Genomic DNA, 24342 nt, shown 5'->3' with positions numbered 1-24342 from the left:
TGCCCGGCGGTGCCCATCAGAACGCGGTGCCCCAGGCCGTCGATTTGCCGGGAGCGGAAGCCTCCAGTTGCGCCCGCTGGGTGAATTTACGGTCACGCAGTTTCGCGTTGACCTGCTTGATGACCTCCCCGCGGCTCGAAGCAGCGCCTGACTGCAGCGCGTCGAGCAAAAAATGCGTGAACGCGCCGTTGTACCGCCCGTCGAAGTTGGCGTCGGCGGCCGTCTGGTCGGCCCGGCAGGCGGCGAACAGCACCGGTTTAGCCGCGGCCTTCGACGAGCGAATCAGGTCGCGCAGGGTGCGCGTGTCAGCGCCCCCAGCCTCGGCACCGTCCCGGCCGAGCGGCGTCGGCGGTGGCACGAACCGGGGGCGCCGGTCGTCTCGAATGGGCAGCAGGTCCATGGCGCGCAGCCCGCTGCCGCTGTGGCAGGTGTCGAGAATCACGTCGAGCAGCACCCCCTTCGGAAGCCGGGCGAACAGATCGTGCAGCTCGTCGTCGACGATGAGGGAACCCGGGTTCCACGCGGCCCCGCTCTGGCGCAGATCGTAGGTGGCGAACGCCTCGTCAACCCGGTCGTCTTCGTCGCCGCTCGTGTCGGGCAGCTGGGTGCCGTGGCTCGACAGGGTGATCACGATGTGGTCGAGGTGCTCCCCCGGAGTATTCGCCCGATCGAGTGCCTCGGTCATCGTGCCGAACACCGCATCTTTCGTCGCGGCCCGATCGGTCAACACCGTGATGCTCGTGTCAGCAAAGCCGAAAGCCCTCCCGAGCAGGGCGCTGACGTCGGCGGCGTCGTTCACACAGCCGTTCAACCAACTAGTCATCGGTAAGTTCTCGAACCGGTTGATTCCCACACAGAGAGCGAATTGAGTCACGGTGGTCCAATCTCGAGAGCGACCCGCCGTATTTGCTGGTACCGAGTTGAGGGTAGTGGCACCGGCGTTACCGGCGAGTTACCGGGGTGGCGATCTCACGTGTACCGACGCATCCCTTTGGTCGTGTCGGCATTGACAACGGCGGCCGGGCTGGCCATTCTGAGCGGTAGCAGCACTCGCCGTCACGTTGCGGGCCGACTGCGCACCCTGAAAGTTTCGCGGATCGAGCACTCATGGGATTTTCGGTGACACCGGGCTGGGATCTTCGCGTGCTGGGCTACTGGCAATTGCGCTGCAACGGCGTGTTGGTGGAGGTCGGCATGCGGCAGCAGCGCTTGCTCGCCGCCCTCGCCGTGCTGCACACCCAGCCGCGGCACGTGCTCGCCGCTCTGCTCTGGCCGGACAGCCCCGAGCGCCAATCGGCCGGAAACCTGCGGGCGGGCGTCTTTCGCATCTCTCATGAACTGCCACGCTTGCTCCGCGCGACCGAGCCGCTGCAGATCGACGCTGCCGTGCGTGTTGATCTGCGCGAGGTGCGGAAATTGATCACCGAGATCACGCGGACCGGCGGCCGGCCCGTGCCTCCGGAATCGATCGATCTGCTGCAGGAGGCCAACCTCTTACCGGGCTGGTACGAGGAATGGGTGATCGACCAACAGGATCACCTGGTCAATCAACGGGTAGACGCCCTGGAAGCCCTGGCCCGCTCCCATCTGGTGGCGGGCAGTTTCCGCCACGCCCTGGGTGCGTCGCGTGCTGCAGCCCGGGTGGATCCCCTCCGCGAAAGCGCCCAGCACCTGCTCGTGCGCTGCCACCTCGCCGAAGACAACTATGCGTCGGCGGTGCAGGTCTACCGCAGTTATCGCGCCCATCTGGGCCGCGAACTCGGCGTCGAGCCGTCCGCCCATTTCGCCGAGCTCCTCGGCCTGGATTCCGCGATCGTGGATTCACGCGTGCTGGTCCGGTCGATGAAAACCAGCTGAGCGCACCCGCTCACAGGAGGTTCCCACCCGGACCCAACCTATGCTCAGGTAGTGACTGAAACAGCCCTCCCCCGCCCTTTCCGTCCCCAATCAAGCTGGGTACGCAGCGTCGGCCTGATGATTTTTTTCAGCCGCTGGCTGCAGGCGCCTCTCTATATTGGCCTCATCATCGCGCAGATTATCTACGTGATCGTGTTCATGGTCGAGCTCATCAACCTCGGCGGTGACGTCTGGACCTCACTGACCGTGCCCGGCGACGACGGTGGCATCCACGTTGAAGAAGCCGCGATCATGCTGTCCGTGCTCGGCCTGATCGACGTCGTGATGATTGCGAACCTGCTGATCATGGTCATCATCGGTGGCTACGAGACCTTCGTCTCGCGCATCCGCTTAGAGGGTCACCCCGACCAGCCGGAGTGGCTGTCCCACGTCAACGCGAACGTGCTCAAGGTCAAGCTCGCCATGGCCATCGTGGGAATCTCATCGATCCACCTGCTCAAGACCTTCATCGAAGTCGGAGATTTGGCCGCCCGCGGCACCCCCATCGACTCCAGCCCGAGCGAGACCATCACGGGCAACGTCTACACCTGGGACGGCGTGCTCTGGCAGGTCATCATCCACATGGTGTTCATTCTCTCCGCGATCGCCCTGGCCTGGATCGACCGTATGTCGCAGTCCGGGCACGCCATCCCCTCGGCCGTTGCGCCGACGCCCACCATCGCCCCCGAGCGGGTCTCGGCGTTGGCTGCCGCACCCGCGCGCCGCGAGATCGAGGGCCACGCCGCGCCGGCCACGTCTACCGGAATCGCCCTGCATATCACGCAGCTGGGTCAGCTGCGTGATGCCGGCGTGGTGACGGATGATGAATTCCTCGCCAAGAAGACGGAACTTCTCGCCCGGTATTAGAACACCGTGAGGCCGCGGGCGCGAAACTGGTCGCGAACGCGCGCGAGCAGTACGGCATCGGGCGGGTGCACCCCGTGCAGCGGGTAGGGGATGGCGAGGCGGTTCCATTTGTCCTCGCCCATCTGATGAAACGGCAATACCTCTACCCGAGAGACGTTGGGCCAGCGGGCAACGATTTCGGCAACCGCGTCGACATTGTCCACCGCGTCGGTCAGCCCGGGAACGAGCACGAACCGCACCCACACGTTCGTACCGCGTTCGCGCAGCCGGTCGCCGCGAATACACTCCGGTAGCGACGGATGCGCACCAGCACGTCGCCGATCGGTGTCAACGCGCCGTCCCTCATCTTCCAGGTATCCGGGTTGTGGCAGTACTGGCAGCGCAGCAGACAGCCGGAGAGAAAATAGGTCAACCGGGTACCCGGTCCGTCGATCGCCGTGACCAGTTCCCAGGAATGCACGCTCGCCACCGTGCCGTCGCGATGTCCCTCCACTTGCTCGTGGTGAAACTCGGAACGACCCAGCTGTATCGCGACCATCAGACGCCCGTATGGAAGGTGCGACTGATGACGTCGAGCTGCTGCTCCCGGGTAAGGCGCACGAAGTTCACGGCGTAACCCGACACCCGGATGGTCAGCTGCGGATAGTTCTCCGGATGTGCCAAGGCGTCTTCGAGGGTTTCTCGGTTGAGCACGTTGATATTGAGGTGGTAGCCGCTCGCGAGCGTGTGTGCGTCGATCAGGCCGACCGGGTTGGTGATCCGCTCTGCCGGGGTGTGGCCAAGCCCGGTCGGTACGACCGTGTTGGTCAGGGAGATGCCGTCTTGCGCTTCAGAGTAGGGCAGTTTCGCCACGCTCAGTGCCGGGGCAAGCATGCCGTGGGTGTCGCGGCCGTTCATCGGGTTGGCTCCGGGGGCGAATGGCACACCGGCCCGGCGACCGTCGGGGGTGTTGCCGGTCTTCTTGCCGTAGACCACGTTCGAGGTGATGGTGAGCACCGACTGCGTGTGCACGGCATTCCGGTAGGTGGGATGCCGGCGAATCATGGCCATGAACGTTTCGACGATGGTCACGGCGATCGCGTCGACCCGGTCGTCGTCGTTGCCGAACGCAGGGTAGTCGCCGTCAATCGTTTAATCGACGACGAGTCCGGTGTCGTCCCGCACGGGCCGCACGGCGGCGTACTTGATCGCGGCGAGGGAGTCGGTGGCGACGCTGAGGCACGCGATGCCGCAGGCCATCGTGCGTAAAATCGTGCCGTCGTGCAGGGCCATCTCGAGGCGCTCGTTGGCGTAATTGTCGTTTATGTAGTGAATGCAGTTGAGCGCGTCGACGTAGGTATCGGCGAGCCATTCGAGGCTCCCGAGGTACGCCGCCCAGACGGTGTCGTAGTCGAGCACGTCGCCGACCAGCGGCGCCGTGACCGGGGCGATCTGCTCGCCGGTCAGTTCGTCCCGGCCTCCATTGATGGCGTAGAGCAGCGCCTTCACAACGTTGACCCGGGCGCCAAAGAACTGCATCTGCTTGCCCACGCCCATCGGCGAGACGCAGCAGGCGATCGCAGCGTCATCGCCCCACGCCGCGCGGATGAGGTCGTCGGACTCGTACTGAATGGCCGAGGTGTCGATCGAGACCTGCGCGCAGAAGCGTTTGAAACCATCCGGCAGGGTGTCGCTCCAGAGCACCGTGAGGTTCGGCTCCGGAGCCGGGCCCAGGTTGTACAGGGTCTGCAGAAACCGGAACGCCGTCTTGACCACGAGAGTGCGCCCGTCGAGGCCGATGCCGCCGAGCGATTCGGTGACCCAGGTCGGGTCGCCGGAGAACAGCTGGTCATATTGACCGCGCCGAGGTAGGCGAAGTAGAGCCACTGCACCGCTTCGGTCGCGCTCTGCGCGGGCCGGGCAATGTCGTAACCGTAGGACGCGGCCATTTGAATGAGTTCTTTCAGGGCGCGTACCTGCTCGGCGTTCTCCTCGCGGGAACGAATCACGTCTTCGGTGCTCGGTTGCTCGTCGAGTGCGGCGCGTTCGAGTTTCTTCGCCGCGATAAGGGCGGTCACGCCGTAGAGCGCGACGCGGCGGTAGTCGCCGATGATGCGGCCGCGACCGTAGGCATCTGGCAGCCCCGTGACGAGGTGGCTGTGCCTGGCCCGTTTGACGGCGGGCGGGATACACGTCGAAGACACCGTCGTTGTGTGTCTTGCGATACTTCGTGAAGATGGTTTCCAGCGCGGGCAAGACCGGGTACCCGTAGGTTTCGAGACTCGTCGCGACCATGCGCCAGCCACCGAAGGGCATGATGGCGCGCTTGAGCGGGGCATCCGTTTGCAGGCCGACGATAATTTCGTTCGGCCGGTCGATGTAGCCGGGTGCGTGCGCCGTGATCGACGCCGGCGTGGCGGCGTCGACGTCGTAGACGCCGAGCTCTCGCTCCCGGGGAAACATCGCCGACAGCTATCGACGCCGCCGGAACGCGTCACGGGCCGTAAGTCCCGTCTTTGCAGCGGATGCTGTTAGCGCTTGAGTCCCGGAAACTGGTCGTCGCGCCACTCGTCCGGCAGAAGGATACCCGCAGCGGCCGCAGCGTCTTCACGCTCGCGCAGCTCGACTCGGCGAATCTTGCCCGAGATGGTCTTGGGCAGATCGAAGAACTCCACCCGCCGCACCCGCATGTAGGCCGGCAGCCCGGTGCGGGCGTGCCGCAGCACGGCTTCGGCGGTCTCCGCCGTCGGTTCCCAACCCGGAGCGAGATGAATGTAGGCCTTGGGAATGTTCAGCCTGGTCGCGTCGGGCGCGGGAACGACGGCGGCTTCGGCGACCGCGGGGTGTTCGAGCAGCACGCTCTCCACCTCGAACGGCGACACCTTGTAGTCGCTCGACTTGAACACGTCGTCGGTGCGGCCGATGAAGGTGAGGTAACCGTCGGCATCCACCGTTGCGACGTCGCCGGTGTGAAAGAAGCCACCCCGAATGGCATGCGCGGTCAGGTCGGGTTCGCCGTGGTAGCCGCTCATGAGGTTGACCGGGCTCTGCGAGAGGTCGAGACAGATTTCGCCCTCGTCGGCGGGCAGCTCGGTGATCGGGTCGAGCAGCTTGATCGAGACACCGGGCAGGGGCAAGCCCATCGACCCGGCTTTCAGCGCGGAGCCGGGCCCGTTTCCGACGATTGCGGTGGTCTCGGTCTGGCCGAATCCGTCGCGGATGGTGAGCTTCCAGCCGTTGTCGATCTGCCGGATGACCTCGGGGTTGAGTGGTTCTCCAGCCGAGAGCAACTCGCGCAGGCTAGCCGGGCGGGCGCCGATATCCGCTTGAATGAGCATGCGCCAAACTGTCGGCGGTGCGCAGAACGTGTTGACCTCGGCGCGGTGAAGCTGCGCAATCAGGGCGGCCGGGTCGAACTTGGAGTAGTTATAGACGAACACGGTCGCCTCGGCGATCCACGGGGCGAAGAAGCAGCTCCAGGCGTGTTTGCCCCAGCCGGGCGAGCTGATGGCGAGGTGGACGTCACCGGGACGCAGGCCCAGCCAGTACATGGTGGAGAGGTGGCCGACCGGGTAGGAGGTCTGCGAGTGCAGTACCATCTTCGGTTTGCTCGTCGTGCCCGAGGTGAAGTAGATCAGCGAGGGGTGAGCGGATTCCACAACCGTCGTGATCGGTTCAGGGGCGATTTGGTAGGCATCCGCGAAGTCGGCCCACCCGGGCCGGGCCGGGCCGACACCGATGCGGGTGTAGTCGCCGGGAACGTCGTCGAATTTGGCCGCGTCGGCCGAGTTAGCGATCACGTGGGCGACGCCGCCGCGACGCACCCGGTCGGTCAGGTCGTGCGAGGCGAGAACGGTGCTCGTAGGCATGATGACGGCGCCGACCTTCATGATGGCGAGCATCGCCTCCCAGATCTCCCGCTGGTTGCCAAGCATGAGCATGACGTGGTCGCCCCGCCCCACGCCCTGCCTGGTCAGCCAGGTGGCAACCTGGTCGGATCGATGGGCCATCTCGTCAAAGGTGAGCTTTTGCTCGCTGCCGTCTTCCTCGACGATCCACAGCGCGATTTTATCATTGCCGCGGGCGAACACGTCGAACCAGTCCGTGGCCCAGTTGAAGTGTTCTCCCACGTCGGGCCAGCGAAATTCTTGTGCGGCGCGTGCGTGATCGTCGCGTAGGGCGAGAAGCTGATCGCGTGCGGCACGGTAGTTGCTCGTGCTCGTGTTGTTCGTGCTCACCTGGTGACTCATGCGCCGTTGTCTCCTTGAACGAGTCGCCGGGGAAACGGCGACAGTCTATTCTGACAGGGCTTCGGGTCAGCCAGAGTCTGGCCGACAGCGAGCCGTGTACTCGGCTCGTTGCGAGGCCTATCGTTGAAGGATGACCTTCTCTATTCGCTCCCTTGTACCCGACGACCTGCCGCGTTTGCTCGCGCTCAACAATGCAGCCGTTCCCGCGGTCAATGAGCTGGATGCCCCGGCGCTGGCCGCTCTTGCAGAACACAGCCACCTCGCGGTCGCTGTCGTTGCCGACGGCGCAGCCGATGTCGCGCTCGGGTTTGCCATCCTGTTTGTCGCCGGGGCAGACTATGAGAGCGAAAACTACCGGTGGTTTTCCGGCCGGTCCACGGATTTTCTTTATGTCGACCGCATCGTTGTCGCTGATGGGTTTCGCGGGCAGGGCCTCGGCCAGGTGCTCTACGACGCAATCTTTGGCGCGGCACGCCGCGAGCTGCTCGCTGAGGTGCTGTGCGAGGTCAACCTGGAGCCTCCGAACCCGGGTTCGCTCGCCTTTCACGATCGTCTCGGGTTCACCGAGGTCGGCCAGCTGTCAACGAAGGGGGACACCGTCGTCGTGAGCCTGCTGGCGGCATCCGTTTAGCAAGCCACTGCCCGGGATCTGCTGTGATCCCGCCAGCGGCGCTAGTCGTTCGCGGGTGTCGGCCGGGGCCGGTCGAGACGATCCAGGATCGCCCGTAGGTCGCTGATCATCGCGAGCTGGCGGTTGTTGATCTCCAGCAAAGCCTCAATGTCGACCTTCGCGGCGATGTTTGTGTCGCAGTCGTGCTGGGCCAGGGCTGCGGCGATTGCATCCTGCCGTTTGGCCGAGATGAGCAGGATAGCGCCCTGCAGGCCGGCAAGCATGCTCAGGAACAGGTTGAGCAGAATGAACGGGTACGGATCCCAGCCGGACGCGTAGGAATTCGCCACGGCCCACAGGATCATGAACAGCACAAAGCCTCCGACGAAGCGCCAGCTGCCCATGGAATTGCGCAAAGTATCGGCGGCCCGCTCCCCCGTGGTCAGGGATTTCTTGTGCTGTTGGTGCCAGGTAATGGTGAGTCCGCGGTGCGCGCTCGCTGTGTGAGCGACACCCGACGACCCGGGTGAGGTGTCGGAGGTGCCGGGCACAGTATTCATGGGCACAGTATTCATGGGCACAGTGTACGACTGATGAATCCATGCGTTTGCGCGCCGAGTTAGACGCCGATCGCCCGGCCTGGCGATACCCCTCTGTATACAGAGCGGCAAATCATTTCCTCCCCTTGACGGGCACCGACCCGAATGTCGTAGTGGTGCGTCCGTCGGAACAGGGACAGCCGCACGGCTCTGCATACACATAGCGCCGGGAAGTTTCAAGGGGTGCCGTCCTTGCGCGTTGCCCCCTATGGTCGACCTGACGCGAGTGATCGCTTGCGCAGAATCAAGCCAAGGGAGAACCCTCGATGCGAATCACCTGCCCGTTTTGCAAGTCACAGGCCGACTTGAAGCCGAACCCCGCACAAGCCCAGCGGCTCACGCTTCCTCTCTACATTCTCAAGTGCTCCGGTTGCGAACGCACCAGCATTCGCGTTGAACCCGTGCGTCTTCCCCACGTCGCCCTCTCGGCGCTCGCACGGTCGTGACTCGCTCGGCCGTCGCGCCGACCACGACGGGGCCAACCCCCGATCGATCCAGGGACGCTGCGTCGGCTGCTCGCTGAGATCCGGCACCCATTCAGCTTCGGGTTCGGCGAGACTCGATCGAAGCGGATGCCGGTGCGCTCGTCAGTTGCGCTAACGCGTTGTCTTCGTGGTCGTTCAGACGGCTCTGGGTCAAGAGACCATCGCCGCCCCGCACGGCCTCGGCGATGCCGCGATGTTCTTCGATCCATTCATCGGTGACCCGGTGGGAGTGCTGCAAGACGGCCAGGCACATGCGCGTCTCGATCATGAGCGTGGTGTGGATGCGAACGAGGCTGCGACTACCGCTCAGCGCCACGAGGTGTTCATGAAAGGCCATATCGGCGTCGCTCATGGCGGCGTGATCGTCGGTGACCGCTGCATTCTCCATCTCCGCGACTTTGGAGAGCAGGTCCTGGCCGGAAGCGACGTGGTCAGCGCCCACGAGCATTTTGCAGGCGGCCGATTCCACGGCGGTGCGCAACACGTACATATCGCGAATCTCGGCATCCGTCATTTCGATCACAAACAAGCCGCGGTTGCGAATGCTGATCAACAGACCCTCCTGCGTCAACCGCTGCATCGCTTCGCGAAGCGGACCCCGGCTGACACCGAGTTCGCGGGCGAGTTCGGCCTCGCCGAGTTGCGACCCGGGCGCTACCGCGCCGTGCGCGATCGCGTACCGCAGCTTGCGGGCGATGATCGACGGGGTGGATTCCTGGATGACGGGTTCCAATGAGTATCGCGGGGACATGCCCTTCCCAGTTCTTTCTCGTGTTGATTGTCTACAATTCTAGCTCTGGCGCTCGAAAATGTCGCCTGATCCTCGCCACCGCGCAGGGGGGAATTTGACGAACGCGGTGCGGCCAGCGCGACACCCCACCAAAAAGATGCCTCGCACTAGTGGGCGCAATGCGGGTGAGGAGGCTACGCTGACGGCATGATCGACGGAGACCGCGACCACAACGCTTCCCGCTCCACCAATCCCGACCTCGCCCCCATCCATCGGGGCACCCCGTTGCCCGACTATGTCAACGCCTGGGTGTCGACGCAGCGCTGGTTCGGCAACAAGGGGCATGTTCCGGCCTTACGCAGCATCGGCCATTTCGCTCTCACCTCCGCCGAGCCCGGAGTCGCAATCCGCGTCGATCTCGTGCTGGACACCGCGAGCCTGGGCTTCACGCTGTACCAGCTGCCAACCACGGAACGGGTCGCCGAACTCGCCGGTTTAGATAATGCACTGATCACTGTGCGCAAACCCGGCTCCGAACACGCACGGTACATCTACGACGCAGCCTACGATCCAGCTTTCGCTGCCGCAGTGCTCGCTTTCATGGAGGGGCAGAGCGAGGCGTCCTCGACCAGTGAAAAGGCGACCGGTCGCTCGGCCGCCAGTGCGCGCGGGAACGACCTGCGACCGGCCTCCCCCGCCTCATCGATGGCTCGCGTCACATCGAGTCGCGTGCTCAGCGGTGAGCAATCCAATACCTCGATCATCGTGCAGCGCATTGATCCGACCGGGGCGCCGGCGACGCCGATCATCTGCAAGGTTTTTCGCATCATTCATGCCGGAGAGAACCCGGATGTGACGGTGCAGGCCGCGCTGGCCAGCGCCGCGTCACAGCGGATCCCGCTGCCATTCGGCGCAATTCTCGGCGAGTGGGACGACCCCGCCGAACCCGCGAGCCGGGCTAGCGGCCATCTGGCCTTCGCCCAGGAGTTTCTGCCCAATGCCCCGGATGCCTGGCGCACCGCCCTGGTCGCAGCGGCCGCCGGCAGCGATTTCACGGGCCCCGCCTTTCGGCTGGGTCAAGCCACCGCCGAGGTACACCACGATCTCGCCCGTACCCTGCCGACCCTCGATGCGACTCCCGCGGTGATTGCCGGAGAGATGGCCAAGATGCGGCTGCGCTGCGATCAGGCCCTGCGTGAAGTGCCGGTCTTGGCCGGTCACCGCGACGCGATCGAGGCTGTGTTTGCCCGGGCGGAGACCGCGGTGTGGCCGAAATTACAGCGTATCCACGGTGACTTTCACCTTGGCCAGGTTCTCGACGTGCAGGGCCGCGGCTGGATGCTGCTGGACTTTGAGGGCGAACCACTGCGCACCCTGCGCGAGCGCACCCGGCCCGACATTCCGTTACGCGATGTCGCCGGCATGCTGAGGTCGTTCTCCTATGTTTCGGGGGCCATGACGGCAACGACGTTGCCCGATACGGCCACGGTGGAGGTGCCGGGCAAGTCAGCGCCGGGTGAGGTGATGTCGGACAATACGACGGCGGACAAGGCGACAGGTGCCGCACCCAGTATTTTCGAGTGGGCCGCGGCCTGCCGCGGTGCCTTCTTGGCGGGCTACGCCGATCGCTCCGGCATCAAACTGGCCGATCAGAGCGCGCTGCTGGATGCGTTCGAGCTCGACAAGGCACTGTACGAAGCGGTCTACGAGATTCGCAACCGCCCCACCTGGCTGCCGATCCCCCTCGCTGCGATTGAACGGCTGGTCAGGACTTAGTTCTGGCCGGTTCGCTCTGACCGGTTCGCTCTGGCCGGTTCGCTCTTGCCTGGTCTGAACAACGCTGAAGCTACTCGGAGTCGGCCGAGGCCCGCAGGTCGGCGATAATAATCTTGGTCTGGCTCATCATCGTCGCCATCACCCGACTGGCCCGCGCCGGGTCGGGGTCGCCCAGCAGCTGACCGAGCGTCGTCGGCACCACTTGCCATGACAAACCGAATTGGTCTTTCAACCAGCCGCAGTTACCAGGCTCGCCTCCGTTGCTGGTGAGCTGGTTCCAGAAGTCGTCGATTTCCGCTTGGGTTTCGACCTGCACGAAGAAGGAGATGGCCTCGGTGAACGAAAACTGCGGTCCCGCGTTCAAACCTTGAATCTCCAGGCCGTCGAGCACGAACGACACCGACATGGCGCTGCCGGCTGGTGCTGGCCCGCCCTCGGGGTAGCGCGCCACGTTGAGCATGCGCGAATTGGGAAAGATCGAGATATAGAAATTGGCGGCCTGCTCGGCCTGACCGTCAAACCAGGAGGCGGTGTTGCTGCCACATGCGACACACAGTTCGGCAGCCGCACTACCGCCGCCAGCCACCACCACCACCACCACCACCACCACCAAACACATCACCCACGCCAACGCAAACGGCGCCGGCGACCCCGCACCGTTCTCGATGCGGCAGGAGCTCGGCCACAGAATCAGGAAGCAGAGCGGGACTGTTGCGATTTGGGCTGAGGCTGAGGTTTGGCCCGGTCACGGCTGGCCTCGACGCTGCGCCGCAGGGCCTCCATCAGGTCGAGCACCTCGCCGCCCTCTCCTTCTTCGGGGGCTTCGCCGAACGTCGCCTCGGTCGACACGGCGTCACCACTTTTCAGCCTGGCCTCGATGAGTGCCCGGAGTTCATCCTGATAGTCGTCGCTGAAGGCATCCGGTGCGAAATCCGCCGCAAACGACTCGACCAACGCCGCCGACATGTCCAGTTCCTTGGCGCTGATTTTCACCCGTTCGTCGAGGGACGCAAATTTGCCCTCGCGCACCTCGTCGTCCCAGAGCAGGGATTGCAGCATGAGCACGTCGCCGTGCACGCGCAACGCGCCCAGTCGTGTCTTCTGCCGCAGCGCAAAGTGCACAATGGCCGTGCGATCAGTGGCCTCGAGGGTGCGCCGCAGCAGCACGTACGCCTTGGACGACTTGCCGTCGGGTTCGAGAAAGTAACTCTTGTCAAGCATGATCGGGTCGATCTGGTCGCTCGGCACAAACTCGACGACGTCGATCTCCTTGCTGTGCTCGGAAGGCAGCGACGCGAAGTCGTCGGCGGTGAGCAGTACTGTCTGGTCGCCGTCGTCGAAGGCTTTGCTGATGTGGTCGTAGGGAACAACCTTGGCGCAGATCTCGCAGCGACGTTGATAGCGGATGCGTCCCCCGTCGGCATCGTGCACCTGATGCAATGCGACGTCGTGGTCTTCGGTAGCGCTATACACCTTGACGGGCACATTGACGAGCCCGAAGGTGATCGCACCGGTCCAGATGCTTCTCATGCGACCAGTACACACCCGAATGGCCCATCCGTCGCCTAGTCGGCCAGAAGATTTGGGAGCACAGTTGACGCATGAACGCCAGCAGCCAGGTGGTATCCGTCGAGGGACACCGCATCACGCTCACCCACCTCGACAAGGTGCTGTACCCCGAAACAGGTACAACCAAGGCCGACGTGCTGGCGTATTACGCGGCGATCGCCGAAGTGCTCATCGGGCATGCGGCGAACCGGCCAGCCACCCGCAAACGTTGGGTGCATGGCGTTGGCACGAGTGAGAAACCCGGCCCGATGTTCTTCCAGAAGAACCTGGAACTGTCGACTCCGAGTTGGGTGAAACGGCGCGAGATCCAGCACAAAGACCACGTCAACACCTACCCGCTGGTGAACGACCTCGCCACCCTTACCTGGCTCGGGCAGATGAGCGCCTTGGAAATTCACGTGCCGCAGTGGCAGTTCGGTCGCACCGGCACCCCACGCAATCCCGACCGCCTCGTGCTCGACCTCGATCCGGGACCGGGTGTGGGATTGATCGAGTGCGCCGCGGTCGCCCGACTGGCCCGCACCATTCTGCAGGACATGGGGCTGGATCCGATGCCGCTGACCAGTGGGAGCAAGGGCATCCACCTGTATGCGGCCCTCGACCTGTCTTACAGCTCCGACCAGGTGTCGGCCGTGGCGCACGAACTGGCGCGCGCCCTCGAAGCCGACCACCGCGACCTCGTGGTGAGCGAGATGAAAAGGAGCGTGCGTTCAGGCAAGGTGTTCGTGGACTGGAGCCAGAACAATGCCGCGAAGACGACGATCACGCCGTATTCGCTGCGGGGGCGCAGCCACCCGATGGTCGCAGCCCCGCGCACCTGGAGGGAGCTGGCCTCGGCCGACCTGCAGCAGCTCGACTACAAGCAGGTGCTCGCCCGCCTGAAACGTCGGGAGGATCCGCTTGCCCAGCTCACGGCCGGGTCGTTCGAACACGCGGCCGGTGTGGGAAGCGGGCGCGCGGGAAGCGGGCGCGCGGGAAGCGGGCGCGCGGGAAGCGGGCGCGCGGGAAGCGGGCGCGCGGCCGCGGCGCTCGTCACACCGGACCGCCTCACGGTGTACCGCGGTAAGCGCGACGCCAGCAAAACGCCCGAGCCGGTTCCGGTCGCGCCCGCCGGGGCATTCGCCGGCGAAACAACCGGGCAGAGTTTCGTCATTCAGGAACACCATGCCCGCAGTCTGCACTGGGATTTTCGGCTGGAACACGACGGGGTACTCGTGTCGTGGGCGCTGCCCCGCGGAGTGCCGGTCTCGCCCGCGCAGAACCGGCTCGCGGTCCACGTGGAGGATCATCCGCTCCAGTACGGCAGCTTCGAGGGAAATATTCCCGTTGGACAGTACGGTGCCGGCGACGTATCAATCTGGGACCGCGGCGACTACGAGCTCGAAAAGTGGCGCGACGACGAGGTGATCGTGACCCTGCACGGTGAACCCGGTGCTGGTCTCGGCGGTACCGCTCGGTTTGCTTTGATTCGCACGAGCGCCGGGCATAAGGCTGGGCCTGGGGCTGGGTCTAAGCCAGCGAACAACTGGCTGATTCACCGCATGAAGGCGAGCGCCGGAGCCTCCGGCGGCTCACGTACGAATGCCCGCCCGCACATCGGACCGGTGACGGACAGCGCCCCAGCGCCCCCGAAAAGCGCCTACTCCCCCATGCTCGCTGCCACCGGTTCCGAAGCAGACCTCGGCGACGATGACTGGGCATTTGAAATGAAATGGGATGGCATGCGGGCGCTCGCCTACGTGTCATTGGCCGAACACAGCGTTCGCCTGGTCACCCGCAACGGGCACGATGTGACCGCATCGTATCCAGATCTCGTCCCCGACCTGCTCGCTGCAGTCGCCACAAAGTCAAAAACGGATACCGCGGTGCTCGACGGCGAGATCGTGGCCGTCGACAAACGCGGGCGCCCCGACTTCGGTCTGCTCCAGACACGGATGAAGCTCACCGAGGCCCGGGAGGTCGCAGCAGCGTCGAAACGGGCATCGGTGCAATTCATGCTCTTCGACCTGCTCGAGGTGAACGGCCACGCGCTCACCGCATTGATCTACAGCGCGCGCCGGGACCGACTGGAGGCCACGGTGACCGCGACCGGGTCCACGCAGCTGCCGCCACGTTTCGATGGCGACTTCTCTGGAGCATTCCAGGCCAGCCGCCAGCTCGGGCTGGAGGGGGTCATGGCCAAACGGCTCGATGGTCGCTACACGGTCGGTCGGCGGTCGCACGATTGGGTGAAGATCAAACATGTTCGCCACCAGGAAGTGGTCGTGGGGGGCTGGCGACCCGGCCGGGGCAACCGGTCCGACACGATCGGGTCGCTGCTGCTCGGGCTACCGACGGACACCGGGCTGCGTTATGTCGGCCGGGTCGGCACCGGGTTCGGGGAACGCGACCTGACCGACATCCGTTCGCGGCTGACCCGGCTCGTGCAGAAGACCACCCCGTTCAGCGATATTCCGATTCCGGATGCTCAGGGCGCGGTCTGGGTGCACCCCACGCTTGTCGCCGAGGTGGAGTTCGCCGAGTGGACCGCGACCGGTCGGCTTCGCCAGCCTTCCTGGCGGGGGTGGCGCCCCGACAAAATATCCGGCGACATCACGATCGACTAGTTCGAGCCGACCTGGCATTGCTGGCCGCACTGTCGATCTCGCTCGTGGTACTCGGCGGTGTGATCGCCTGGACACCCGTCAGGCGGCGGGCGGACTACAAGCGGGCGCGCCGGGCCCGAACAAAACAGTAGACACCATAAGCGAGCAGGCCGAAGCCGATGAGGATCAGGGCGATCGTTCCGTACGGGAGGGCGGCGAGTGCCTTGAGCGCCCCGTCGAGCCCGGTGGACTTACTAGCATCGCGAGTCAGAGCTGCGACGCCGACAAGGATCGCCACCACGCCGAGCGCAACGCCCTTGGCGATGTAACCGACGACACCCAGGGCGACGACCGTGCGGCCGGCCGTTCCGCTCGGAACGGTCAGGTCGGACCGGAATTTCTGCGCTGCACCCTTGTAGATGAAGTAGCCGGCGACCCCGAGCACAGCTATTCCGGCCAGAAACAGAACGATGGCGCCGCCGGGCGATGCCAGCAGCGACGAGCTGGCGCTCTGGGTGCTGCTGGCCGAACTCGCCGAGCCGCCCCTGGCGAAGGTGAGCGCGGTGGCGCCGAGGGCAAAGTAGACGATGGCCTTGGCGATATTCGCTAACCGCCGAGACCATTTGCGTTTGGGGTCGCCCTGCATGACGAATACCGAGACGACCAACCACAGCCCGAGGGCGGACATTCCAACGACAACGGTCCAGAGCACAAACACTCCGCCCGGGCTCGATGCCAGCTGCGCCAGTGCCCCGCTCTGGTCGGCGGAGCCGGCGCCCGCACCGAACGCTACGGTGATTGCGATGAATCCGATCAGGATGTGCAGCAGCCCGTTGACGGCGAACCCCATCCGCGCCAGCAGTTGCAGTATGGAACTGTTGTGCGCGTCGCGAGCGATGTGTGTCGCCGATGCTTTCATCACGGCCTCAGCATAGATGGACACACACCGTCGCGCTCAGAATTTTCTTCAGCTGGGCGTCCCACTGATATTGACCATCCAGCCTGTACCAAACTTATCCGTCACCATGCCGAAGCTGTCGCCCCAGGGTGCCTTATTGAGCGGCATCATGACGGAGCCGCCGTCGACCAGCTTCTCCCAGTACCCGGTGAGTTCGGCCTCGTCCTCGCCGCTGAGGGAGACGGTGATGCTGCTGCTCGTCGGGAGTTCCATACCCTTGGGGGTGTCGGAGGCCATCAGGGAGAATCCGCTCGTGGTCGTCAGCTCCGAGTGCATGATTTTGTCCTTCTCGGCCGGATCTTCGCTCGCGTTGTACTCCCCATAGGTGGTGCGGGCGATGTCGCCCCCGAACACGCTCTGGTAGAAGTCCATCGCCTCGCGGGCGTTGTCGCGAAATCCGAGGTACGGGTTGAGACGACTGCTCATGGTTGATTCTCCTCTCTGGTCTGGTGACTCCATGTCGACGGTGGTTCTGTGATTATTGCCTGAATCAGTCATCCACACGAGCCGTGAGCACCACGAGCCCTGAGCCGGGGGCGCGGCCGTGCAACAGCCCCGGGCGGACGGCAATGCGGTGCGGGCGGGTACAGTGTGGGCATGAAGCTGATCGCCATCGACCCGCCCACCCGCAGCTTTTCGCGCTGGCTGACCGACGAAGAAATCGGTCGGGTACTCGCCCACAAGCGCGGCTGGCGTCAAGCACCCGATGGCAGCGTGCTGGCTGGCAAGATTCGCAAGATGCTTGTCAGCGCCTCGCTTGCGCAACTTGGTGCCGCAGCCGTCGCGCGCGGCTGGGCCAGCCGACCACGGGTCGAGCCGAGCGACGGCAGCGGTCCCACCCACATGATGTGGGGCATCATCGATGCGCGCAGCGATGCCGAGCTCACCGTCGCACTCGGCGGCGAGGTGTAGGTTCGAATCTGCCGCACCGGTCAGCCTCGAGTCGCGTAGCGTAGACGTATGAGCCTGAACCCCAGTTACATTCAGCCTGGCCAAGACTTCAACCGCGACACCAACTACATCGAGGACCGCATCACCCGCGATGCCCGAGACGGCTGGCCGGTCGAACCTGGCCGCTACCGGTTGGTCGCGGCCCGCGCCTGCCCGTGGGCGAACCGCACTACGATTGTGCGCCGCCTGCTCGGCCTCGAGGGTGTCATCTCGCTCGGCCTGCCCGGCCCCACCCACGACAAGAACAGCTGGACCTTCGACCTTGACCCGGGCGGGGTCGACCCGGTGCTCGGCATCGAACGCCTGCAACAGGCGTTCCTTGCCCGTTTTCCCGACTACCCGCGTGGTATCACCGTGCCGGCGATCGTTGATGTGCCCACGGGAAAGGTCGTCACCAACAATTACCCGCAGATCACTCTCGATTTCGAGACAGAGTGGGCGGCGTACCACCGTGTCGGCGCCCCCGATCTCTACCCGCAAGGCCTGCGGGCCGAGATCGACGAGGTAGCCAACCTGATCTTTCACGACGTGAACAACGGCGTCTACAAGTGCGGCTTTGCCGGCAACCAGAAATCCTACGAGCGGGCCTACGACGCCCTGTTCGCCCGGCTCGACTGGCTCGAAGAGCGCCTGGCCGGGCAGCGATATCTCGTAGGCGACACGATTACCGAGGCGGACATCCGCTTGTTCACCACCCTCGCTCGTTTCGACGCGGTCTATCACGGGCATTTCAAGTGCAATCGCAACAAGCTCAGCGAGATGCCAGTGCTGTGGGCCTATGCCCGCGACCTGTTCCAGACGTCCGGTTTTGGTGACACCATCGATTTTGACCAGATCAAGAAGCACTACTACGTGACCCATGTCGATATCAATCCCAGTGGCATTGTGCCGAAGGGGCCGGATGCTGCCGCGTGGCTGGCACCACATTCTCGCGCAGATCTCGGAGGCCGCCCGTTCGGCGCCGGCACCCCACCGAACGCCCCGGTTCCCGCCGAGCGGATCGCGGGCTGATCCTGCGCCGACTGCGTCGTGCGGTCGCGCCCCGGCTATTCCGGTCGGCGGGCGCGGCTGGGTTGCACGCGTGGTGGTTCCCCCGGCATCTTGGGAAAATCCGGCGGAAACGGCAACTCACCAAGCCCGGATTCGAGATCGCGTTCCCACCAGGAATACAGAGTGTCGATCGTGCCGGGCTGTGCGTGCATCGCCGCCCACGGGTCACCGCGATCTCGTAGCCGGTCCGGCACGGTGAGGATCGTGAAGGCCTGCGGGTCGGCGTCGGCGAGCTCGCTCCACTCCAGCGGACAGGAGACCGGCGCGTGCGGCAGTGGCCTGGGGCTGTAGGCGCCGGCCATAGTTCGGTCGCGATTGGCCTGGTTGTAGTCGATGAAGATGCGCTCTCCGCGCTCTTCCTTCCACCAGTTTAAGGTCACCTGGGTGGGCATCCGTCGTTCCAGCTCGCGCGCCGCGGCGATGACCGCGTGTCGCACGTCGAGAAATTCGCGGGTCGGCTTGATCGGCGCGAAGACGTGCAGCCCACGATTTCCGGAGGTCTTCACGAATGCGGTGAGACCGGCCTCGGCCAGCACACTCTGCAGACAGACGGCGACCGGCACGGTGTCGGCGAAGTCTGTGCCGGGCTGCGGATCGAGGTCTATGCGCAGTTCGTCGGGATTGTCCGAGAGTGAGGCCCGAGACGGCCACGGGTGGAACACGATCGTGTTCATCTGCACGGCCCATACCGCGGCGGCCGGTTCGTCGATCACGAGCTGCGGATGCGTGCGCCCACTCGGGTAGACCACGGAAACGGCCCGTACATAGTCGGGCGCGCCCTTCGGCGGGTTCTTCGAGAAGAACTGCTCACCGCCGATACCGCTGCTAAAGCGTTGCAGCGATAGAGGACGATCACCGTTGGCCCGCACAAACGCCTCGCCCACTTCCATGAGGTAGTGGGCGAGGTCGAGTTTGGTGATTCCGGGATCGGGCCAGAGCACCCGGCTCGGGCTGGACAGGCGCACATCGCGCGGGCCACACGGGCCAGCAACCGTTAGAACCACCGCATCAGAGCTCATGCGCACACTGTAGCCAAATTTTTTGGCAGCGCCAGTTTCCAGCTGTCGCTGAACAGAGGCTACGGGATGTAGTTGAACTCGTCGGGGTTCGGGCCAGTGCGCTCGTCGCGGTTCAGCGCAGTGATCGCCGCAATATCCGCGTCGGTGAGGACGAAGTCGAACAGGGCGAAGTTTTCGTCGACTCGGCTGCGGGTAACCGACTTCGGGAAGACGATGTCGCCCCGCTGCAAGTGCCAGCGCAGGGTGACCTGAGCGGCGGTCTTATCGAGGCGGTCGGCGATTGCCAGGATCACCGGGTCGGAAAGAACTGCCCCCTGCGCGAGCGGCGACCAGGCCTCGGTTGCAATGCCGTGCTCGGTGTTGAATGCACGCAGCGAATCCTGCGTGAGGTACGGGTGCACCTCGATCTGGTTGACGGCCGGCACTGTGTCGGTCTCATCAAACAAACGCTGCAGGTGCTCTTGCTGGAAGTTGCTCACGCCAATGGTTTTCACCCGGCCGGAGCGCTGCATTTCCTCCATCGCCTTCCAGGTCTCGACGAAGTCTCCAACAGCCGGGAGCGGCCAGTGGATGAGAAAGAGGTCGAGGTACTCGAAGCCGAGGGCATCAAGAGTGCGGTCGAAAGCGGCCAGAGCGTCGGCACGGTCATGGAAACCGTTGTTGAGCTTGCTCGTGACGTAAATTTCGGACCGGTCCAGCGAAGACTCGGCTACGGCTTCACCGACCTCTTTTTCATTGCCGTACATCTCGGCCGTGTCAATGTGTCGGTAGCCGGCCTCAAGGGCAGCAAGGGTCGCCGCCTTCGTCGTCTCCGGGGTGACCTGAAAGGTGCCGAATCCGAGCTGCGGAATCGTCGTGCTGTCGTTGAGGGTGACGGTGGGGACTGCGGTCATGGGTATATCTCCTCGTTCGAAATGTGAGTGCGACTATACGTGAATAGATCCAGCTTTAGACAGTGACCGTGCTACGGATGTTTCCGCCCCTAGTAAAGACTGGCCGGGGAGGTCGGGCTGTCAGGTCCACCTGCCTAACTGCGTGCACGTGTAGAGAGAACCACTCACCCCAGAAAGATATTCCGTGGGCACAATGACCGAGGTACGTGCTCAGCCCGCACACATCGATGACGCTGCGGCGAGCGTTTCGTCCCTCGCCGTGTGCGCGAGCGCGGCACCGACCTGAGCCTGATCCTGCTCGTGCGCAGCAACCGCAGGTCTCCGCGCCTGCTCGCACTGTCTGCCCGGGGGTTTCTGGGCGGGCTCGCCGCACGCGAGCGTTCTTCGCAGGTTGCCGATCTAGCATCGGGTCATGATTGAGCGAGTGCAACGCGACCCCATCCGCCCCGGCCAGGAATCCGTCTGGGACTATCCACGCCCGCCCCGCGTCGAACACACCGGGGAACACATCACCATTGAAGTCGACGGTGTAACCATCGCTGACACGAAGGATGTCGTGCGGGTGCTCGAGACCAGCCACCCACCGGTGTACTACCTGCCGCGGAGTGCCTTCACGCCAGGCGTGCTTCAACCGGCTGCTGGCCACAGTTACTGCGAATTCAAGGGCGCTGCCGGATATCTCTCGGTCGGCCCCCGGGCCCGGTCCGCCTGGTTCTATCCCACACCGAGTTCGGGTTACGAACTGTTAGCCGACCGCGTCGCTGTCTATCCGGGGGCGATGGACCGGTGCACGGTCGACGGTGAAACGGTGCGTGCACAAGACGGCGACTTTTACGGCGGCTGGATAACCGCGAAGATCGTCGGGCCATTCAAGGGTGCGGCGGGGACCCTGGGCTGGTAGCCCACGATTCGACACTATTTCGTCGCACGGAATTTCTGAGCTTGGGATAGCCTCGAATCAGCCAGGCATCCGACGTACTCGAAACTGAAGGAGTTGCTGTGACGCACAGCGCCGTAGACGAAGAGATTCTCAAGCAGTGGATCCGCCGGCTCAGCCAAGCACTGCAGATCGTGGACCTCGAGGTAGACAATGACCTCGTGCTCACCGTCGCCAATGAAGCCGCTCAGGCGGTGAATCCGATGGCCGCCCCGATCACGACGTTCATGGTCGGCTATGCCGCCGGTCTCGCCGCAGCCGACCCGGCGATGACCTCACACACTGCCGTTGCCCGGGCTGTGGATGTGGTCATCGCCGTCTGCCAGCAGCCCGATGATGAACACCCCGACACAACCGGCTGGGTGAACACCGCTCAGTAGCGTAAAGACTCAAGCAGCACGTTCCAGTCGAATGATGACTGCCTTCGACACCGGTGTGTTGCTGCCGTCGGCGACACTATCGAGCGGCACGAGCACGTTTGCCTCTGGATAGTAGGCGGCGGCGCAACCGCGTGGTGTCGGGTACGCAACCAGACGATAGCCGCGCAACACCCGGTCGACGTTGTCACTGAACTCGCTGTGCACGTCGACCAGGTCGCCATCGGCGAAACCGAGAGTGATCAGATCGTTCTTGTTGATGAAGACCACATGGCGACCCTTCTTGATACCGCGATAGCGGTCATCGAGGCCGTAGATGGTGGTGTTGAACTGGTCGTGACTGCGCAGCGTCTGCAGCACCAGGCGCCCGGGCGGTACTTCAAGATACTCCAGGGTGTTCGTGGTCAGCATGGCCTTGCCGATCGGAGTGTTGAAGGTGCGCGAGTCCCGCGGGCCGTTCGGCAACATGAATCCGCCCTCCTGCCGGATGCGTTCGTTATAGTTTTCAAACCCCTCGACCACGTGGGCGACGTGGTCACGGATACGGTCGTAGTCGGCCTCGAATCCGGCCCAGTCAACCGCGACCGAGTCGGCGAGCACAGCGCTGGCCAGTCGCGAAATGATCGCGACCTCCGAGAGCAGGTTTGGTGCGACCGGTTTGAGCTTTCCCCATGATGGGTGCACAGCGCAGACTGTGTCCTCCACGGAGACAAACTGCACCCCACCGGCCTGCTCGTCGATTTCGGTGCGCCCCAGGGTCGGTAGTATCAGTGCCTCCTCGCCGGTCACGGCGTGCGAACGGTTCAATTTGGTAGAGATTTGCACGCTCATTTCGGTGCGTTGCATGGCGGCTTCGGCAATGTCGGTATCGGACATGGCAGAGACGAAGTTGCCGCCAAGCCCCATCCACACCTTCACTCTTCCGTCGCGCATCGCACGCACTCCGCCGACGGCATCAACGCCGTGCTTGCGTGGCGGGTCGAAACCGAACTCGGCTTGCAGGGCGTTAAGAAAAGCCGGCGGCATCTGCTCCCAGATGCCCATGGTGCGGTCACCCTGCACGTTGCTGTGGCCGCGAATCGGTGAGGCGCCGGCACCGGGCTTGCCGATGTTGCCGCGCAGCAAGAGCAGGTTGATGATTTCCTTCACGGTGTCGATGCCTTTTTTCTGTTGCGTCACTCCCATCGCCCAGGTAACGATCACCCGATCAGCGCTCAGGTAGCGTTGCGCCAATTCGTCGATTTGGGCCGCGCGCAAGCCGGTCGCGGCCAACACCATCCGCTCGTCGAGTTGGGAGAGATGCTGGCGCAGCTCGGTCAGCCCGTGGCAGTGTTCGTCAAGAAAAGCCTGATCGAGGACGGTTCCTGGGGCAGCGGCCTCGGCGTCGAGCACTCGCTTCGAGACGGCCTGCAGCAGCGCCATGTCGCCGCCGAGGCGAATCTGCAGAAACTGGTCTGCCATGTCGGTGCCGTGGCCGATCACTCCGCGCACCCGCTGCGGGTTCTTGTAGCGGCGCAGACCGGCCTCGGGCAGCGGGTTGATCGCGACGATCTGGGCGCCGGCATCTTTGGCTTCTTCGAGCGCGGTGAGCATGCGCGGATGGTTGGTACCGGGGTTTTGGCCGATGATGATGATCAGGTCGGATTTCGCAAAGTCGTCGTAGCTGACCGTGCTCTTGCCAATGCCGACGGTCAGGCCCATGGCCCAGCCGGTGGATTCATGGCACATATTGGAGCAGTCCGGCAGGTTGTTGGTGCCGTAAGCGCGCGCGAACAGCTGGTAGGCGAATGCGGCCTCGTTGGAGGCGCGGCCACTCGTGTAGAAGGCGGCTTGATCGGGCGAGTCAAGACCTTTGAGCTTGGCGGCGATCACCCGAATGGCCTCGGGCCAGCTGACCGGGCGGTAGTGGTCGCTGCCGGCTGGCTTGTAGACGGGTTCGACCAGCCGGCCCTGCATGCCGAGCCAGTATTCGCTCTTCTCTCGCAGGTCGGGCAAGGAATGCTCGGCCCAGAAACTGGTCGGGATGGTGACCGGGGTGGCCTCCCAGGTGACGGCCTTGGCACCATTTTCACAAAATTCAAAGGTCTTTCGCTCGCCCGGGTCGGGCCAGGCGCAGCTCATGCAGTCGAATCCGTCTTTCTGGTTCATCGCCAGCAGCGCCCGCATTCCCCGCACGGTGCCCATCTGGGTGATCGCAGGCTGAAGGGAGTGCAGTACCCCGGGGACGCCGGCGGCCCACCCCTTGGAATGCGTGACTTCGATGTCGGCGTCGGTGACGTCGTGGATCGGGGGTTTACTGCTCATGCTGCACCGCTCTCCTGGGGTTCCTGCACGCGACTAGTCGGCCACGCACTCGTCGCTGGCGACGATACACCGACGCGGGCAGGAGCATCCGTTGGTACCGTAAAAGTTTTTATACCCCCACGGGTATAATGTGGAGATACTTCCCAACGAAAGGCACTCACCATGTGCAGGGCTGTCACCTGCAAGACCTGTCAGAAGACCACCTGGGCCGGGTGCGGCCAGCACGTCGACCAGGTCATGAAGGGCGTGCCGCGAAACCAGCGCTGCGAGGGCCATGCGAAAGAGAAATCCACCGGCGGCTTCTTCGCTCGCCTGCTCGGCCGATAACCGCGGGCCGGCTTCTGGAAGGTGAGATCCGTGCGTCTCGATCGACGTCGACACGGTAGCGGGTACCGACGCTCATTAGGTCAGTCACCAAACCGCCGAAGCGGCCCTCGATCTCACCGCCTGCATCGACTGCGAGGCCTGCGTCACCGCCTGCATCGACTGCGGGGCTGTTCGAACGGC

At 64.2% G+C, this 24342-nt stretch carries 23 protein-coding genes and 3 pseudogenes; 10 read left to right on the top strand and 16 right to left on the bottom strand.

Annotation, left to right across the window (positions count from 1 at the left end):
• Positions 1-16: 16 nt before the first annotated feature.
• The gene (locus E3N85_RS06740; RefSeq protein WP_134461126.1) at positions 17-874 is read right to left on the bottom strand and encodes a caspase family protein; all 858 of its coding nucleotides are present in this window, start codon (positions 872-874) and stop codon (positions 17-19) included.
• A 233-nt stretch (positions 875-1107) separates the two neighbouring features.
• On the opposite strand from E3N85_RS06740, the gene E3N85_RS06735 reads away from it, so the two are divergent.
• Positions 1108-1857 carry a bacterial transcriptional activator domain-containing protein gene (locus E3N85_RS06735; RefSeq protein WP_134461123.1) on the top strand — a complete coding sequence of 250 codons (750 nt, stop codon included), beginning with the start codon at positions 1108-1110 and terminating at the stop codon, positions 1855-1857.
• A gap of 51 nt (positions 1858-1908) precedes the next feature.
• On the top strand, positions 1909-2763 hold the full coding sequence (locus tag E3N85_RS06730) for a TIGR00645 family protein (RefSeq protein ID WP_194088182.1): 855 nt from the start codon (positions 1909-1911) through the stop codon (positions 2761-2763).
• Here the strand turns inward: E3N85_RS06730 and E3N85_RS17130 are convergent.
• From E3N85_RS17130 to E3N85_RS06715, 6 genes and pseudogenes are all read right to left on the bottom strand, one after another.
• Positions 2760-2993 (bottom strand): hypothetical protein, encoded by a 234-nt coding sequence (locus tag E3N85_RS17130; protein WP_370289122.1) that lies wholly within the window; start codon positions 2991-2993, stop codon positions 2760-2762. The genes E3N85_RS06730 and E3N85_RS17130 overlap by 4 nt on opposite strands.
• The gene (locus E3N85_RS17125) at positions 2975-3301 is read right to left on the bottom strand and encodes a 4Fe-4S cluster-binding domain-containing protein (RefSeq protein ID WP_370289120.1); all 327 of its coding nucleotides are present in this window, start codon (positions 3299-3301) and stop codon (positions 2975-2977) included. Before E3N85_RS17125 ends, E3N85_RS17130 begins: the two co-directional genes overlap by 19 nt.
• Positions 3301-4605, bottom strand: a pseudogene (locus tag E3N85_RS17120) (pyruvate formate lyase family protein); the annotation flags it as partial. The pseudogene E3N85_RS17120 and the gene E3N85_RS17125, both read right to left, overlap by 1 nt.
• Positions 4606-4677: 72 nt before the next feature.
• Positions 4678-4946: pseudogene (locus tag E3N85_RS16945) on the bottom strand (pyruvate formate lyase family protein); the annotation flags it as partial.
• Position 4947: 1 nt separating this feature from the next.
• Positions 4948-5205 (bottom strand): annotated as a pseudogene (locus E3N85_RS16940) (pyruvate formate lyase family protein); the annotation flags it as partial.
• Positions 5206-5273: 68 nt separating this feature from the next.
• Positions 5274-6992: an AMP-binding protein gene (locus E3N85_RS06715; protein WP_134461120.1), complete on the bottom strand. Its 1719-nt coding sequence runs from the start codon at positions 6990-6992 to the stop codon at positions 5274-5276.
• Positions 6993-7122: 130 nt separating this feature from the next.
• Between E3N85_RS06715 and E3N85_RS06710 the strand changes: the two genes are divergently transcribed.
• Positions 7123-7623, top strand: a complete 501-nt coding sequence (locus E3N85_RS06710; protein ID WP_134461117.1) for a GNAT family N-acetyltransferase — start codon at positions 7123-7125, stop codon at positions 7621-7623.
• 41 nt (positions 7624-7664) lie between these two features.
• Here E3N85_RS06710 and E3N85_RS06705 read toward each other — a convergent pair whose 3' ends face one another.
• Together E3N85_RS06705 and E3N85_RS06700 are read right to left on the bottom strand one after the other, a co-directional pair.
• A complete protein-coding gene (locus E3N85_RS06705) occupies positions 7665-8177 on the bottom strand; it encodes a DUF1003 domain-containing protein (RefSeq protein WP_370289119.1) in 513 nt (170 codons plus the stop codon).
• A 561-nt stretch (positions 8178-8738) separates the two neighbouring features.
• Positions 8739-9437, bottom strand: coding sequence for a GntR family transcriptional regulator (locus E3N85_RS06700; RefSeq protein ID WP_134461114.1), 699 nt, complete (start codon positions 9435-9437; stop codon positions 8739-8741).
• A gap of 186 nt (positions 9438-9623) precedes the next feature.
• On the opposite strand from E3N85_RS06700, the gene E3N85_RS06695 reads away from it, so the two are divergent.
• Positions 9624-11192, top strand: coding sequence for a phosphotransferase (locus E3N85_RS06695; RefSeq protein WP_134461111.1), 1569 nt, complete (start codon positions 9624-9626; stop codon positions 11190-11192).
• Between the two features lie 70 nt (positions 11193-11262).
• Here the strand turns inward: E3N85_RS06695 and E3N85_RS06690 are convergent, their stop codons facing one another.
• Together E3N85_RS06690 and E3N85_RS06685 are read right to left on the bottom strand one after the other, a co-directional pair.
• Positions 11263-11802, bottom strand: coding sequence for a VOC family protein (locus E3N85_RS06690; protein WP_370289126.1), 540 nt, complete (start codon positions 11800-11802; stop codon positions 11263-11265).
• Positions 11803-11882: 80 nt separating this feature from the next.
• Positions 11883-12722: a Ku protein gene (locus E3N85_RS06685; protein WP_134461105.1), complete on the bottom strand. Its 840-nt coding sequence runs from the start codon at positions 12720-12722 to the stop codon at positions 11883-11885.
• 71 nt (positions 12723-12793) lie between these two features.
• Here E3N85_RS06685 and E3N85_RS06680 point away from each other — a divergent pair, with 71 nt between their 5' ends.
• Positions 12794-15367, top strand: a complete 2574-nt coding sequence (locus tag E3N85_RS06680; RefSeq protein WP_134461102.1) for an ATP-dependent DNA ligase — start codon at positions 12794-12796, stop codon at positions 15365-15367.
• A gap of 94 nt (positions 15368-15461) precedes the next feature.
• Here E3N85_RS06680 and E3N85_RS06675 read toward each other — a convergent pair whose 3' ends face one another.
• Complete coding sequence (locus tag E3N85_RS06675; protein ID WP_134461176.1) at positions 15462-16265, bottom strand: DUF1206 domain-containing protein; 804 nt, start codon at positions 16263-16265, stop codon at positions 15462-15464.
• Between the two features lie 48 nt (positions 16266-16313).
• Positions 16314-16730 carry a VOC family protein gene (locus E3N85_RS06670; protein WP_134461099.1) on the bottom strand — a complete coding sequence of 139 codons (417 nt, stop codon included), beginning with the start codon at positions 16728-16730 and terminating at the stop codon, positions 16314-16316.
• Between the two features lie 171 nt (positions 16731-16901).
• Here E3N85_RS06670 and E3N85_RS06665 point away from each other — a divergent pair, with 171 nt between their 5' ends.
• Entirely contained in the window at positions 16902-17216 is a 315-nt protein-coding gene (locus E3N85_RS06665) for a hypothetical protein (RefSeq protein WP_134461096.1), read from the top strand.
• A gap of 48 nt (positions 17217-17264) precedes the next feature.
• Positions 17265-18266, top strand: a complete 1002-nt coding sequence (locus E3N85_RS06660; protein ID WP_134461093.1) for a glutathione S-transferase family protein — start codon at positions 17265-17267, stop codon at positions 18264-18266.
• Between the two features lie 35 nt (positions 18267-18301).
• Here E3N85_RS06660 and ligD read toward each other — a convergent pair whose 3' ends face one another.
• The gene (gene ligD / locus E3N85_RS06655) at positions 18302-19324 is read right to left on the bottom strand and encodes a non-homologous end-joining DNA ligase (RefSeq protein ID WP_134461091.1); all 1023 of its coding nucleotides are present in this window, start codon (positions 19322-19324) and stop codon (positions 18302-18304) included.
• A gap of 59 nt (positions 19325-19383) precedes the next feature.
• Positions 19384-20217, bottom strand: a complete 834-nt coding sequence (locus E3N85_RS06650) for an aldo/keto reductase (protein ID WP_134461088.1) — start codon at positions 20215-20217, stop codon at positions 19384-19386.
• 412 nt (positions 20218-20629) lie between these two features.
• Here E3N85_RS06650 and E3N85_RS06645 point away from each other — a divergent pair, with 412 nt between their 5' ends.
• Together E3N85_RS06645 and E3N85_RS06640 are read left to right on the top strand one after the other, a co-directional pair.
• Positions 20630-21118 (top strand): DUF427 domain-containing protein, encoded by a 489-nt coding sequence (locus E3N85_RS06645; RefSeq protein WP_134461085.1) that lies wholly within the window; start codon positions 20630-20632, stop codon positions 21116-21118.
• 98 nt (positions 21119-21216) lie between these two features.
• Positions 21217-21534 carry a DUF6457 domain-containing protein gene (locus tag E3N85_RS06640; protein WP_134461082.1) on the top strand — a complete coding sequence of 106 codons (318 nt, stop codon included), beginning with the start codon at positions 21217-21219 and terminating at the stop codon, positions 21532-21534.
• 9 nt (positions 21535-21543) lie between these two features.
• Here E3N85_RS06640 and E3N85_RS06635 read toward each other — a convergent pair whose 3' ends face one another.
• Positions 21544-23835: an FdhF/YdeP family oxidoreductase gene (locus tag E3N85_RS06635; RefSeq protein WP_134461079.1), complete on the bottom strand. Its 2292-nt coding sequence runs from the start codon at positions 23833-23835 to the stop codon at positions 21544-21546.
• Positions 23836-23997: 162 nt separating this feature from the next.
• Here E3N85_RS06635 and E3N85_RS16270 point away from each other — a divergent pair, with 162 nt between their 5' ends.
• Positions 23998-24162, top strand: coding sequence for a hypothetical protein (locus E3N85_RS16270; RefSeq protein ID WP_166783882.1), 165 nt, complete (start codon positions 23998-24000; stop codon positions 24160-24162).
• Positions 24163-24342: the final 180 nt, after the last annotated feature.

The sequence above is a fragment of the Cryobacterium sp. Hz9 genome, assembly GCF_004402825.1.
Taxonomy (GTDB): Bacteria; Actinomycetota; Actinomycetes; order Actinomycetales; family Microbacteriaceae; genus Cryobacterium; species Cryobacterium gelidum.
Note: the sequence above shows the minus strand (reverse complement) of the source record. Positions and strands in the feature narration are given on the sequence as shown.

Excerpts from the sequence above, each read along its gene's own strand:
- E3N85_RS16270 (WP_166783882.1), top strand. The coding sequence starts at position 23,998 with ATGTGCAGGGCTGTCACCTGCAAGACCTGTCAGAAGACCACCTGGGCC.
- E3N85_RS06680 (WP_134461102.1), top strand. The coding sequence starts at position 12,794 with ATGAACGCCAGCAGCCAGGTGGTATCCGTCGAGGGACACCGCATCACG.
- E3N85_RS06675 (WP_134461176.1), bottom strand. The coding sequence starts at position 16,265 with ATGAAAGCATCGGCGACACACATCGCTCGCGACGCGCACAACAGTTCC.
- ligD (WP_134461091.1), bottom strand. The coding sequence starts at position 19,324 with ATGAGCTCTGATGCGGTGGTTCTAACGGTTGCTGGCCCGTGTGGCCCG.
- E3N85_RS06710 (WP_134461117.1), top strand. The coding sequence starts at position 7,123 with ATGACCTTCTCTATTCGCTCCCTTGTACCCGACGACCTGCCGCGTTTG.
- E3N85_RS06645 (WP_134461085.1), top strand. The coding sequence starts at position 20,630 with ATGATTGAGCGAGTGCAACGCGACCCCATCCGCCCCGGCCAGGAATCC.
- E3N85_RS06715 (WP_134461120.1), bottom strand. The coding sequence starts at position 6,992 with ATGAGTCACCAGGTGAGCACGAACAACACGAGCACGAGCAACTACCGT.
- E3N85_RS06660 (WP_134461093.1), top strand. The coding sequence starts at position 17,265 with ATGAGCCTGAACCCCAGTTACATTCAGCCTGGCCAAGACTTCAACCGC.
- E3N85_RS06670 (WP_134461099.1), bottom strand. The coding sequence starts at position 16,730 with ATGAGCAGTCGTCTCAACCCGTACCTCGGATTTCGCGACAACGCCCGC.
- E3N85_RS06665 (WP_134461096.1), top strand. The coding sequence starts at position 16,902 with ATGAAGCTGATCGCCATCGACCCGCCCACCCGCAGCTTTTCGCGCTGG.
- E3N85_RS17125 (WP_370289120.1), bottom strand. The coding sequence starts at position 3,301 with ATGGTCGCGATACAGCTGGGTCGTTCCGAGTTTCACCACGAGCAAGTG.
- E3N85_RS06650 (WP_134461088.1), bottom strand. The coding sequence starts at position 20,217 with ATGACCGCAGTCCCCACCGTCACCCTCAACGACAGCACGACGATTCCG.
- E3N85_RS06685 (WP_134461105.1), bottom strand. The coding sequence starts at position 12,722 with ATGAGAAGCATCTGGACCGGTGCGATCACCTTCGGGCTCGTCAATGTG.
- E3N85_RS06700 (WP_134461114.1), bottom strand. The coding sequence starts at position 9,437 with ATGTCCCCGCGATACTCATTGGAACCCGTCATCCAGGAATCCACCCCG.
- E3N85_RS06735 (WP_134461123.1), top strand. The coding sequence starts at position 1,108 with ATGGGATTTTCGGTGACACCGGGCTGGGATCTTCGCGTGCTGGGCTAC.
- E3N85_RS06635 (WP_134461079.1), bottom strand. The coding sequence starts at position 23,835 with ATGAGCAGTAAACCCCCGATCCACGACGTCACCGACGCCGACATCGAA.
- E3N85_RS06695 (WP_134461111.1), top strand. The coding sequence starts at position 9,624 with ATGATCGACGGAGACCGCGACCACAACGCTTCCCGCTCCACCAATCCC.
- E3N85_RS06705 (WP_370289119.1), bottom strand. The coding sequence starts at position 8,177 with ATGAATACTGTGCCCATGAATACTGTGCCCGGCACCTCCGACACCTCA.